The organism is Carboxylicivirga agarovorans, from assembly GCF_050589845.1.
Taxonomy (GTDB): domain Bacteria; phylum Bacteroidota; class Bacteroidia; order Bacteroidales; family Marinilabiliaceae; genus Carboxylicivirga; species Carboxylicivirga agarovorans.
Window position 1 is genome coordinate 142,104 of record NZ_JBNGPA010000011.1, and the last position, 14,488, is coordinate 156,591.

At 39.9% G+C, this 14,488-nt stretch carries 6 protein-coding genes; 1 reads left to right on the plus strand and 5 read right to left on the minus strand.

The genetic code is table 11. The features are described 5' to 3' along the window. Positions 1–1,140: an efflux RND transporter periplasmic adaptor subunit gene (locus ACRD69_RS13315; RefSeq protein WP_430815592.1), complete on the minus strand. Its 1,140-nt coding sequence runs from the start codon at positions 1,138–1,140 to the stop codon at positions 1–3. A 170-nt stretch (positions 1,141–1,310) separates the two neighbouring features. Between ACRD69_RS13315 and ACRD69_RS13320 the strand changes: the two genes are divergently transcribed. Further along, on the plus strand, positions 1,311–1,799 hold the full coding sequence (locus ACRD69_RS13320; RefSeq protein ID WP_430815593.1) for a PaaI family thioesterase: 489 nt from the start codon (positions 1,311–1,313) through the stop codon (positions 1,797–1,799). A gap of 1,378 nt (positions 1,800–3,177) precedes the next feature. Here ACRD69_RS13320 and ACRD69_RS13325 read toward each other — a convergent pair. The 4 genes from ACRD69_RS13325 to ACRD69_RS13340 all read right to left on the minus strand — a co-directional run bounded on the left by ACRD69_RS13325 (position 3,178) and on the right by ACRD69_RS13340 (position 14,479). Further along, positions 3,178–3,732 (minus strand): GRAM domain-containing protein, encoded by a 555-nt coding sequence (locus tag ACRD69_RS13325; RefSeq protein WP_430815594.1) that lies wholly within the window; start codon positions 3,730–3,732, stop codon positions 3,178–3,180. 167 nt (positions 3,733–3,899) lie between these two features. Next, entirely contained in the window at positions 3,900–11,531 is a 7,632-nt protein-coding gene (locus tag ACRD69_RS13330; protein WP_430815595.1) for a S8 family serine peptidase, read from the minus strand. A 12-nt stretch (positions 11,532–11,543) separates the two neighbouring features. Next, positions 11,544–12,995 carry an FISUMP domain-containing protein gene (locus ACRD69_RS13335; RefSeq protein ID WP_430815596.1) on the minus strand — a complete coding sequence of 484 codons (1,452 nt, stop codon included), beginning with the start codon at positions 12,993–12,995 and terminating at the stop codon, positions 11,544–11,546. 29 nt (positions 12,996–13,024) lie between these two features. Further along, on the minus strand, positions 13,025–14,479 hold the full coding sequence (locus ACRD69_RS13340) for a RagB/SusD family nutrient uptake outer membrane protein (RefSeq protein ID WP_430815597.1): 1,455 nt from the start codon (positions 14,477–14,479) through the stop codon (positions 13,025–13,027). Positions 14,480–14,488: the final 9 nt, after the last annotated feature.

Genomic DNA, 14,488 nt, shown 5'->3' on the forward strand with positions numbered 1-14,488 from the left:
CTATTGATTATTACGTACCGATTTAAACTCCGCTTCCACAGGAACGATCTGCATGCCTGACCTAACCTGGTTAATGCCTTCCATTATTACGCGTTCACCGACCTTAAGACCTGAACGAATAACAATCATATCCTGCATGGTTTCTCCTACTTCAACAGGTCTGAACTCAACTTTATTATCCTCCTTAACAACGTATGCATTGTATTCACCCTGTACTTCCTGCAGGCATTTAAGCGGTATCAGTAATGTTTCGCTGGGGTCATCCACTTTGATCCGTAAGCGGGCAAATTGGCCCGGACGAACCAGTTTGTTAGGATTGGCAAATGATGCCTGCACCAATAATGTACCGGTGGTAGGGTCAATGTTTCTACCAACGAAATCTACATTTCCCAGCTCACTATGGCGGCTGCCATCAGCGAAAAATAAAATAACTTCCGGTTTTTCTTCTTTGGGACCTTCCTGAACTGTTCTTCTCGCTTTTTCATACTGAACAATATTCAGGTATTGTAATTCCGTTAAATGGAACTGAACCAAAATAGTGTCAAGTCGCGATACTGTATTCAATACAACAGGGTTTGGCTCACGTCCCACATAATCACCTACTTTAGCCTCTGAACGTCCGATTATACCATTGATAGGCGAATAAATTCTGGCATAGCTCTGCTGAATGCGGGCATAATCTAACGATGCCTCTGCAGCCTCTAAAGAAGCCTGTGCTGCTCCATAACTGGCAACGGCAGCATCGTAATCGGTCTGACTAACTGCATTGGTCTCAGCCAGTGGCTTATACCTTCTGTAATCACTCTCTGCTTTTACCAGGTTCGTTTTGGCCTGGGCTACCATACTTAGTGCTTCAGCAACCTTAGCATCAAGTGGTGCGGGATCAATTGAATATAAAAGCTGACCTTTTTTTACTGTACCTCCTTCTTCAAAATGTATGCCTTCAAGATAGCCGTCAACACGGGCTCTGATAGATATATCAAAGAGACCATAGGTTTGGCCAATAAAGTCTTTGGCAATGGCTACCTGTTCTGATTTGGCGGTATAAACCGGGAGTTTGGGAGGTCCCATTTCGGGGCGTTTGTTTTTACACCCAAAAACAAGGGCAAGTAAAAATAGAAATGCAATAGTCTTTCTCATTTTATAATGCTTGATTAGTATTCGGTTTGTTAAAATAATAAGAAGCATAAATGTACTTATTTTGGTTTAATTTTATGCCTGGTATTATGTCGTAAATTTGTATTTGTACCTTAAACATTCAGAGTTTTGCTAATGTTTTGATAAGTTCGCTTAATTATTAATTATTTGCAATGAGTGATAAAAAGAAAATTATTAATCCTTTTGTGAAGCAAAAGGGAGATTCATACAATTGTTTTGGCTGTTCACCACAAAATAACATAGGCTTTAAACTGGAGTTTTATGCAGAAGGAGATGCCGTTTTTGCAAGTTGGTTACCTCAGTCAAAGTATGAAGGCTATATGAATGTTGTACATGGAGGGATACAAGCCACCTTGTTGGATGAAATAGCCAGCTGGTATATATATGCTATGCTGGATACCGCTGGAGTGACAAATAAATTGGATGTCAGCTATCACAAGCCCCTGTATGTTTCCGGTGGTGAGGTATTGATCAAGGCTACACTGGAAGAACATACCCGAAAAATGGCACGTCTAAAAACAGAAATTCTTAATGCAAAGGGAGAGGTGTGTAGCAGTGCAATTGTGGAATATTTCCTGTTTCCGCAAAATGTGGCCAAAGCCAAGTATATGTATCCTGGTAAGGAAGCCTTCTGGGAATAATGGTGTTATTTGTACTACTTTTCAGATATGATGCATAGTTGAACGCTTAAAAGCCTCTGCCCGATCGGGGAAAGGTGATTGACAATGTGCAATGGCAGAGCTTCGGGACAATAAATTGAGTTATCTTAATCATTTCAGAAAAGCAGGGTTTAAGCCACTTTTTCAAGAGCAGGCACCTGGGCTAAACAATGGTGGTCACCGCTGTGAACCCACCTGCTAAACTCACTTCTCAAAGCTGTCGGGCATAATGATTAAGCAGATTACAATCACATGGTTTTTATAAACCTTCCATGAAGCTGGCTACAAGCTGAACTTTCCGTCTTCAAACGGTAGTTTGGCACTGGCTTGGCCTGTCTCACTTCTGAGCCGGTATCAGAGAGTGTTGGCCGGTGGAGAACGACGCAGCTGACTGTTGGTGAAAATGGTCTGGTTGACGGTAAAAAATCATAAAAAATACGGATGAAAGTATTAACAGGACTAACTCTGTCAGTACATTTCAATTAATACATTAATCAATGATATTATAGTCAATGTTTGACCAATTATGATTGAACAAACATTGAATGAACATTGAACGAACATCGAACGAACATCGAACGAACATCGAAGGAACTTCAAAGAATTCTAAAATGAAATACTAAGTTGAATTACAACGGATCGCTATATGGAGAAAGGTTTACACCAATGAAAATGTCATAGATGATAGAAACTAATACTTAGCCTCCACTTTTGTGTGTATGTCTTATTCATTATTATGTGAATATGCCAATATACTTTAACAACGAAGAATATAACCGTTATATGCTATTCAATATGATCAGATGAGAATTAAAAGCGACTGCCATAAAAATGCCCCGCTCAATGGAAAGAGTGTGAGAACGGGGCAAGGGGAAAACAACCTGTCAGGAAAGATGTAACGAAGATAAAAAAAATAGATGGATGCGAATGTGTGTGAATTTGGTGTTTGTGATAAACAGTCGTATTTCTTAGACTAAAATGTGAAAATATTCCATTAATTACATTAATTATTATTATTAGTAGAGGAGGTAGAACAAATAACTCTTCTGTTCATAAGTAAATTATGACCTTTTTTATTTACTGAAACATCATTTCTCCCTATTAATTCAATACTCACCCATTTGCAGGAGCTATCGAGTCAACAGAATACCTGTAAAGCTTGAAGATATAGATATTCAGCCGTCTGGCTGATGCCCCAGACCTAATCTATGCATTGGATTCCCTTTGAATGGGAAAAGGCCCGGGGTACTATATAAAATAGGGGGGATGGTGCTGTTTTAAAAACTATTTGGTGATTAAAAGAGATGACCGGCGACTGAAGAAGAAGGTGAATGGAATCATTCTTCATTCTGTGCCCCATCTAATCAATGCTATTAATCAAAGGGGAGTTAAAATCTTTTTCACGTGATTTAGTAAGCAGTAGTTGCCAGTCGATGATCCGGCACCAATCATCAGCAAAGTCAATTGAAAAGGTGTGCCTGGTATTTGAATCGTACAGTACAATGCCATTGTGAATTAAGCCCGCTGTCTTGCTTTTATCGATCCTGGTTATTTTATCCAGGCTGATCTCCGATTGCAGGTAGTTATTCTTTGACTGACCTTTAGGTAAGAAAACAATGCGCTGATCAGTTAAGAACAGTCGACCAATAACTTTATTATGCGATGCTTTGCCATCAATGATAATATCTTCCCCTTCATGCAAGTTTAATTGCGATAGCTTCAGTTGATTATTAATTCTCTGAAACCTCAGTTTGAGAAATAGGCCCGTAAGAATACTAACAATTGCACCAATCAAAATTGAAAAGTAAATAGTGTGGACGTTTAGTTCAAATCCGAGAATAATGATTATTAATCCTGAAAGAATGATAGAAAAACAACCTAAGGTTAGCACCAGTAAAATAGTTTGATTACTCATATTTATGATGGATTTAAAGCTTATGAAACATTATATTATTGATTGGGTAGTCAGTTTCTTATAACTAAAAGTTGAATAAACCGGAGGAGTGATTCACTCCCCCGGTTGATAGCTATTAATCGTTTGTCCTATTTAACCTGGATTCGATAGTATATCTCATTCCCTGGCTATTTAATAACTATTTTCTCTGTAGACTGTAGCTGTCCGTTGACAGTAAATCTGCAGAAGTATAAACCTTTGCCTAAAGCCGATACATGTATGGTTTCCTTATAGGAACCTTTCTTACGATCGCCAACATTGGCAACCGTACATTTTTTCCCTTTCATGTCATATATTTCCAGCATGACAGAGCCTTCTTCTTCAAGATGGTAATAGATGTGTGCCTGACCGTCTGAAACAGGATTCGGCAGCACTGACATCAGTTCTCCATCTTTCAGTACATCACCAACGCTACCTATGCCATTCGGACTGCCATCCACAGCATCAGGGTCATTAATGATAACCACGTAGACACCGTAAACCACAAATCCACCTTCTTTACCGTCATCGGCTGCAAATGCAAGGAATCCGGTTCCTTCCTGAATTGGATTAATCGTTATAAAGCGGTTACCCAGTGCCAGGTCAACAATATCAGGAGTGTAATTACCTGCCAGTATTTGCAGTACATCGCCATCTTCATCGAAGAATAACTCATTACCATCAATGGTATATCCTTGTTTAGGATCAGCCATATTCAGGTAGATAATGCCTAAATCAGGATTGAGATATGGAGCGCGGTTCTTATCTACGACTTCTACCATAATGCTGTCATTCGTTACATTACCTGTTTCATCATGGATATTAACGTGGTAGGTATAAACACCTTGTCCATTATAATCCGTCTTTAGTTTCATCTGAACGGAGTTATCACTCACCTGCTCAAACTCTACATCAGGATTATCTTTATTATCAATAAGCTCAAATGTCAGATTCTCACCTTCCGGATCGGAAGCCATCATGTTCACTACCAGCTCATCCCATTCAACAACCTTCAATATTTCTTCATCCACATTGGGGTGGTAGGTCACTTCAGGTGAACCATTTACATTTAAGTAGATATCAACCAAATCACTTGGGCGGTTGACATCATTGCTTTGTACTATTAATTTAGCCTGATGTTCACCATGACCTGCAAGTTGAGCGTCAAAAGTAGCAGTGATGCTTATACTTTCGCTGGATTTTAGTTCGCCGGAGTAATTATCCAATTCAATCCATTGACCTTTACCGGCTGCTGTTAAAGGCCTGATTTTATATACTGAGTTATCCCAGTCTTCATTAGCTGAAGAATACCATTTAAAATCACCATCCGACCAGTAAACTCCCACAAACGTCCTTTCTTGAACCTGCTGGTCAGTAATGATGTCATAACCAACAAAACTTCGATCAACAGGAGGAGTAACCATCACATAGAACGTTTCGCCGGCAGGAATTACTACAGGATTAGCAAGAGGATAGGTAACCCACTGTCCATCTGTTTGCTGGTTAATCACGTAGTTTTGCTCGTAAACTTTAGTTCCCGACTGAGGGGCTGATTCTCGTATATCTTTATCAGAATTTTTTGGATCATCGCCACCAACATAGATCATCACATTGACGTATTGGTCAAGTTGTTTTAAATAAGTCCATGCTTTAACATGTGTGATAAAGAATCCTCCTTCAGGTGCGACATACATATTACAAAAAGACAAGTTTGCACCACCTGCCATTGGAGTGAATAGACCATCGGCCTCGTTTTTGGCATCAATGGCCATTGAGTCCACAACATTAGGTAATTCAAAGGTATAATGACCAATTTCATCAATAACTGCTGAACCAGTTCCATCTTCTGTTGGAATAACCGTTGGGACTAACTCATATTTCAATGTAGTTTCTCCTTTGTTTTCCAGTTCAAAACTATATGATCCATCTTCTGAGGCTGTTAAATTAAATGTCTGGTTGGTTGCATTCCAATCAAAAACAGGTGACTCAACAAGGGTTACAGAAATATCAGAATCCGCATCAATAAAGTTTCCTTTCCATGTGATTGAACCGTTAATATTGACAAACTCATCTACTGGTAACTCAATCTGTACTTTTGTTGATTGCCATGGTTCTATCTCAATATTCTGTAGAAGAGTTGTTCCGTCAACAATACTTCTGACTAATTCATCGCCTTCAATATTGTAAAACTTCACATTATCAAGGTTAGTTTCAGCAATCTGATTTATAACAACAATATCACTGCCTGTATTTCTTAGTTCTATCCACTCCTTCAGAATCAGGTCTTCATTGTATATTACCTCATCAAATGCCTTGACACCAGTTCTTAGTTCTGCTTTTCCTGTAAAAAGAATATTTACAGGAATTTTTAATTCGGGCTGACTATAACTATCTGTCAGTAATGTTACAGTATCGCGGTACGAACCACTTTTGAAAAATCTGTTTCCATCAACTTCGATGATAAATTCAGATGTTTTACCAGGTTCAATGCTTGATTTTAACGGAGGTACAATTGCTACTGATCTGTCGTTATCAAGTTCAGTCCAAGGCAATATCCACGTCCGTGGTTTATTCAGATGTTCATTTTCATCCGGACTTTCTAAACCATATTGAAGTAAGCCTTCATAATACTGCAGATCTTTATAGTGGAAATAAATACGTCCATCGGCTAATATTTCCAGCTGGAAAGTAACATTACCACCATTTGTATAACCACCGTCAGAAACAGTCGGTTTAACATTATTCCATTCAATCAGCACACGATCAGACTCCGTTTTTAACCAAACACCTTCGCCAATTTCATTAGGATCAAGTTGAGCCCAGAAAGGAGCGATCATACCGGCTAAGCCATCATTTTCTTCAAAGTCTAAGGAATATGGTTCTCCGGCTGGTTCAGTAACGGTCACATAACCATTCTTCGAGATCCAGATTGAATCCTGTATTTCTCCATAGAATGGAAATTCAAATGGAAGTTTTAATGCGTATTGTTTTCCTTGTTTGATTTCAAGAACTTCACAATCACCTTCAATAGTTTCCCATTTATGTAATACTTTTAATGAGTCTGTTGCCCAAGTGTAACCATATAACCCTTCATCATCAACAGCATTATCAACCGATGCTCTGACTATGTTTTCATGAGAAACACCTGCATGTATTCCGTTAATAAAAGTATAATCTAAATCAGCCCCTGTTGCTAAAGCACTAATCGTAAATGGAACAGTTGCCACTTCACCGGCATTAATGTTGATCGTATAAGGTGTGGCAATAGTGTGATTGTATTCAGGATCAATTTGTGCTTGAGATTCCAGACGAACGATCTCAACTACTCCATTGCTGTATGTAAGTGACATAGTTGCCTCCCGATTACCAGTTGAAGCAGGTGAAAACTCAATTGGTAAATAGCGATGTGCCTTTGGATTAATCTCATATGGCAAGCTTGCATTACATTCAAATGAAGCATCACTGAATGAAATTGATGTGAGTGATCCCTTATTACTTCCACTGTTTTCGATTTTCAATAATTCTGTGGTTGTGTGACCAAGATTTGTTAATTCAAATCGTACGGTATCAGTAGCTATTAATGACTCAGCACCTGTTATATTAATTGTGAAAGGTAATTCATGGCTTCCACTTGCTGTATTAGCATTAATAACAACAGAGTTGGAGTATGTACCCGCATAAACATCATACATTGACGGTTGTATACTTAGGCTTACCGTTTCGCTTTCTCCTCCCTTTAACAAACCTTTATTGGGCGATGCATGCAAAATCATTGTTGCATCGTAAACCGGTTCGAAGCGAATGACCAAACCATTTTTAACGGCTTTATCTTCATCCAGATTCTTATACACGACATAATCATCAGCAGTAAAGCCATGTAAGGCTACAATATACTTCATTTCAGGCCTTAAGGCACTTACATCTTTATAACGGTACTCAACCATTCCGTTGCGATATAAAACAACCTGATATGTCAGTTCATCCGAATCTGCATTTGGATCACCCTGAATTCTTTCTTTTACAGTGACGGTGAAAACGTTTTTATCACCATATGAGTAATGAATAAATTCTTTAATAGGGAAATAACTGCTACTATCACTAAACAGCAGGGGAGCCATAGCGCCTAATCCTATATCTCCGGGAAATTCAGCTGGTAACTGACTTCCGTTCTCATATGACTCATAAAAATAAATGACCCCTTCAAATCCATGATAAGCTGTTTCCATTAACTCATTAAAAAATGGCACTTTAGCTTCCAGTTGCAGTGTGTCATAATACGAATATGCTAAATCATATACAGTTCCAACTTTAGAAATATCATCCCATGCTCCAGCAGCCGGCCCACCTACATCGTCTGATGTAATCATATTGTATGTCATCATGTTGGGCATAATACCCTTAGCTGCATCCAACATGTTATAGTGGGTAAGGTCATACTCCAGATCAGAATCTGTGCCATCATTAGTAATTTCTATATTCAGAGTTCCAGACTCTTCGTATTCCAGGTTGATTGTATTTCCGGAATTAAATGTGGCATTTATAACAGCCGCTTCGGTGCTATTCATATTAACCGGAATGCCAATAATCCCATGATTGGTTATTAGATTAACCTTGGTTTGCTTTACACCATTATGCGAAGGTGTGTATTTGAATGGCACCTCACTGGTATAATCTACATAGATAAATACAGTGTCGTTCACAAAATCCATCTCGAAACCAGACTCATCAGAAGCAATATCATATACCTCCAATACCGAAAGACCGGTATTTTTAAGACTAAGCTCTAAATGATGCTCTACGTTATTGATAACATTAAAACTGTGCACTTTTGTAGTGTCAATGGCTGGATATTGACCTGTAACATTTACATTTACCTCAATGGGGACATAGGTTTTGTCATCATCATTAGTTACCAATGTTACAGAAGCCAGATGACCTCCTTCTGACAAATTAGTGGCATCAATAAATACTTCCACATCCTGAGATTGTCCACCTTCAACCTCTCCGTTCCCTGGTCTGAGAAATACGTATGAACCATCATCTCCGGTACTTAGTGCGCGCACTAAAGGAATAAACGGTCCATCACGCCAGGGCTGTAAATCAAAATAATTACGACCGTTATCTCTTGACATCAAAAAGACATTGGGATGCCATTGATCAACAGCCAATCCCAGTGGCTGAATATCTTCTTTGGGAAAATGAAGAACCACCCAAAATACTTCACCATCTTCAAAGCGATGAGGCTTGTACAAAGGAATACGCTGAAAACCAAACACCTCAGTTGTATCAGAATAGTATTCCTGCATGTAAATAACTTCAGCATTTTCCAGTCTGGTAGATCCTTTTCTTAGTTCTATCAGAATTGGTTTATCTGTTGTGTTATTGTACATCGCCACCTCAAGGTGAGTCAGGTTAAAGGTATAATCATAGTCTACATTAAAACGGGTTGCCTGTATAAGACCTGCATTAGCATTGTAGGTACTCAATAATGAAACAGCGTTTTTGCCATTTTCATAGGTCATACCTGCTTTAAAAATAGTTTCATCGTAATCCCAATAATCATTGGGTTTAGTAACTACTTCACCAGATTTTAATGTCAAAACATGCGTTTGCGGATTGACATCCACCTCAAACAATTCAGGATTAACCTCAGCAAAAGCAACTTTAGCAGCAATTTGTGCCTGTATTGCTTCCTCAGGATCTTCTTCAGTTACCTTTTCTTCAAAGTATTTACGTTCATTTTCAACGTAGTTTTCCCAATATATTAATCCTTCACCAATATTTGATACCTGAATTAATTCAGAATGAGTTGTTCCGGTAGCTATATCGATGTTAACATTGATAGAATTTTTCGATAAACCAAACTGAGGTGAATCAGTTGTTGTAAGTGAAACAATATTTGATACTTCAGATATATTACCAAACTGGTCTTCACTCTTCATGGCAAACCAATAATCGGTTTGCTTGATTAGTCCGCCGATATTAACCTGTACCTCAGTGCCTGCATCAAAAGGATTTTCAAAGACTAATTGAGGTTTTAGATCAAAATTTTCAGCTGTTATTTCACTTCCACTTAGTGCCAGGTATATATACGCCGGTTGAAAATTATCCTCATCAACCGGTATGGTCCAGCCCAATCGCACCTCATCATGGTATATTTCCTTCGCTTCTAAATCGTTAATCGCCTCAGGTGCTATTTTCTCATCGTTTGCCAATGCATTGGGTGCATTAAGCATGCCGGTTCCATATTTCCCCTGATGATCGAAAATGAATCGCTTTGTAGAATTTACAATTCGATTACGCAGGTCTTCGGGGGTCATTTCATTACCACCATACCTGGTTAATACCAGGGCAGCCACTCCCGACACATGCGGACAAGCCATTGAGGTTCCCTGAAAGTATCCATAGTCATTTTGCGGCAGTGTACTTAATACACCACCTTCGTGATCGTAATACATTTGATCACCACCAGGAGCCGCAATATCTGTCCACTCGCCATAGTTGGTATAAGGAGCAGCCCAGCCCTCAGGACCTATTGATGTTACAGCCACTACTTCTTCAAAAGTAGCCGGATAGTGTGTTTGCTCTAATCCATCGTTTCCGGCAGCAAAAAACAAAATACCACCTTTCATCGGGCTGCCTTCATATTGTCCTGCTTCAGCAATAAAGTATTTTACTGCATCATACACCTCTGGCTCGTAGTAATTAGGAACAGTGTATCCCCATGAGTTTTGAGAAATAACAGCACCATTGTCAGCACCATAAACAATAGCAGCAGCAAAGTTACCAGATGAGGCTGAACGATCATCAAATACCTGGCATGAGATCATACGCACTCCATCTTCAGAGTATTTATTACCATCTTCATCGGTATACGTAACACCACCACCAGCAACACCAGCAACGCCAATACCATTGTTGGTAATAGCACCTACTGTTCCAGCAACGTGGGTTCCATGAGCATGCGGTGTTACATCACCGGAAAATACAAAGTTATAACCGTTAATATCATCAACATAACCATTCTGATCATCATCAACGCCCTCTTCACCGTTTAACTCTGCCTCGTTAATCCAAATATTCTTTGCTAAATCCTCATGTTCAACATCAATACCACCATCAACAATGGCAACAATAACACCAGTATCACCTGAAGCAATGGTCCATCCTTTCAGCAATTCAATATCTAATCCGTTTTCGTATTTATCCAGATTCGTTTCATAGTGCCACTGATCGCTGAACATAGGATCATCAGGCCTAGGCAACTCCTCACTGGCAGACTTTAGCATGATCTGGCCTGTTGGCGCATTCTTAACCAACTGAAGTTTGCCGGTTTTATACTTGACAGGCTCCTGATCACCATCAAGACGCACTTTTTTAAATAAAGGCTTTGCAATGTCAATCTCTGCCGAAGCCGCATATAATGAAACGGCATATTCCACATCAACATTGATGTCAAACTCAACCTCCAGCCACAGGTGTAAACCATACTCCCTGTGCTTAGACTCATGTTTTAAAGAGAATGGAAATACCCTTTTTATACGTGTAATACCTAGCTGATCGCCAATACGGTCAATGCTGCTTACACCAATATTGGTTTCAGATGTATTGGCAACGTTTAAACTTTTTAATTCGCTGCTTTGCTGAAAAACTTCTTGTTTTAGCTTCAAGCGGACCTTTCCTTTTTCAATATGCTCACTCAAATTATCTATCTGGGCAGATAGGGTGCTTGTGAAAGCCACTAACATTGAAAGGATAATATATGTAAAAATTCTTCTCATCTTTTTAACGCTTTATTGAGTAACCTCACGTACATACCTAACTGCCATTGAGTAACTCTGGTTAATAATGACCTGACCCGGTAAATCGCCCTCCGACATAACACTATAACAGTTTACTAAACCATTATCACCGGCACTCGAGGTCCACCAGTATCCATTGATATCTTGCAAGTCGAAAACATTGCGCAAATACGGATCCTGGCCACTATAACGCTGGAAATAGCCTGGGTAATTTAAATCAAGGCCAGATTCACCATCCATTTTAATTTTTTCATCAGCATGAATAGGTCCACCTAAAGCAACAAGCATATCTTCGTATTCCAGAATTGTTGGTAAACGCCATCCTTCAGGAGCAGCATAAATAGCCGCTTCAAATGAATAAAGGCGGCCATAAGCCTTACGATCCTCATCTGTTTCAACAGCATGCCCAGTTTTTATCACCGAACGATCGGCAAAACCATAGTATACAGAGCCTACACCCGGATCAAATGCATAATTAAAGTTCTCAGCCATCCATTCCAGAGTGTATTCATTACCTTTTTGCCCCAGATTAAATGTGGAAAACCGATACGTTTGATTGTCTCTTGTATCAGTATAAACGCCCCATTTACCACGAAATCGAAGATCCACAGTATCAGTTACTACTTCACCTTCCAGATCAACAGTCCACTTCAATGTATAGGTGGTATCAGCCACTCCTTCGAATAATGATTTAGCGTTATCCTCAATATGAATTTTTCCCGGCTTACCGTCCAGTAGTTGCCATTTAGCCGTCGCGCCTGCCGGTAAAAAGGCATCAAGCGTATAGTATTTAGTCTCGCCCGAAGTGATAATGTCTAATTCATCATTACCGGCAAAAGCAACTAAAGTATCTGTAACAAAAGTAAACTCAACCGACTCCTTTTTAGAACCATAAATTAAAGACCAGCGAAGGGTATATTTCTCATTTTCCAAACCGATGAATTCACCACGATTAGTTTCGGCATTCTCTATACGACCACCGTCACCGTCCACAATCTCCCATAAACCAGTTGCTCCAAACTGGGGTTTCTCCGACTCCAGCCATAAAGAGCGGTTATTGAAGATGGTATCACCTGGATAGGCCATAATAACCGGGTTCATTTTTTTGAATGACACATCAATCAGGCTGGCTTCATACTTTTTACCATGACTTAGTTCCCAACCGATAATGTACTTTTCACCTGGTTCACCATAGAAATTGGTTTTGGGGTTATTAACATCATCAAAATGGCCGTTTTCACCATTGTAAATACGCCATGTGCCAGTTTGACCCTCAGGTGCCGGAGTAGCACCAAGGGTAACAAAATAGCCATCATTTTCTATATCGATGTAGCTGGGTCCGGCATCGGGGTTTAAATCCGGTGCCGCTTCATCCTTTTGACAGGCAAAGGCAATAACTGCAAGTGCTATCAACGATAGTTTTATGAATATCTTATAATTCATTGTTGTTGTTTCTTGACAATTATAAAATTCTAATAGCCTTCATTCTGATGCTCTTCGTTGATCATCGGATTGGCATCAATTTCTGATTGAGGCACAGGCAGGGTTAATCGATAGTAGTTATCGTCACCATAGGTAAAGTCAGCATCTGCCCAATGGTTACCTTCACGAACCAATGGCAGGCTGCGACGCTTGATATCATTTAAGCGGAATCCTTCGCCAAACAGTTCCTTGCGACGCTCAAGTAATATTTCATCAATCAGGTCCTGACCGCTCGCCGTTGTTTTTGATGATCGGGAGAACACACGTTTCTGTACTTCCCATAACACTTCCTGTGCTACAGAGGTATTGCCCAGTTCGGCCTCACACTCTGCCTCGATCAGGTACATCTCAGTTGTTCGAATAGCGATACGTTCGGCATTACCCACCTGTTGATTGTGCATAAACTTCAATGTAAAATGACGCTCAGTATCAATTTGATCATCCTGAATGATCACATATTCTTTACGAGCATCCAGAGAACTGAACAGATCAACAAACTGATCATTCAGGCGAATAGAACTATAACCAGCCACCGGGTAATAGAATGATGGAATGGTAAGGTAGGTATTGTTATCCGATAGGGTATAAGCCACAGTGAACAATGTTTCAGAGGTACGCAAAGCGAAACCAAAATTTACCCATTCAGCTAAATCCATTAGTCCAATACCTTCATGAGCCGCTTTGGCATGATCGCGTGCTTTTTCCCATTCTTGCATATCAAGGTACAAACGGGCTAACAAAGCATTGGCAGATCGTTTATCGAAGAAACCTTCGTCATAACGATCCTCTGTACGATCGTCTTCATCGTTGTTTTTTAATAAAGATATAGCTGACAGCAGGTCCGCCTCAATCTGAGCATAAACCTCACGCGTTGTTGCACGTGGCAAGTCTTCCGAGTTGGCTTCCACTGGCTCTGTAATATTGATAATGGATAGCGCATCGGGTTCAGCAGAGTAGGCAGGGGCATATAACTGTACCAACTTGAGCATTACGTAGGCGCGCAAGGCTTTACCTTGTCCTTCAATCTCCTTTTTCTGTGCCTCAGTCGCATCCGGAATATCTTTTGCATAGGCCACGAGCTGGTTGGCATCGTAAATCACCTTATAAGCGGCCCACCATGGAGATTCGGCCCACTGATATCCGGGTAATAACTCCAGTTGGTAAGCTTCAACAAACCAGCCCCAGTTATCGGCACCTGGTACCAACATCACGTCTTCACCCATCAGGTCAGACATAATTGGCCAGTATAAACCTTCAAAGGTATAGGCGCTTAAGGCATCATAAGCCCCAACCAAAGCGGCATCGGCAGTCGTTAATGATTCAAATACTTCGTTACTGGGCAATGCAGTAGTTGGTTCCTCATTTAAGAACTCATCGGTACATGACCAGCCGAGTGCAACCACAAGGAGTAAAAGTGTATTTATATATGTTTTGATAGTCTTCATCACTTTGTA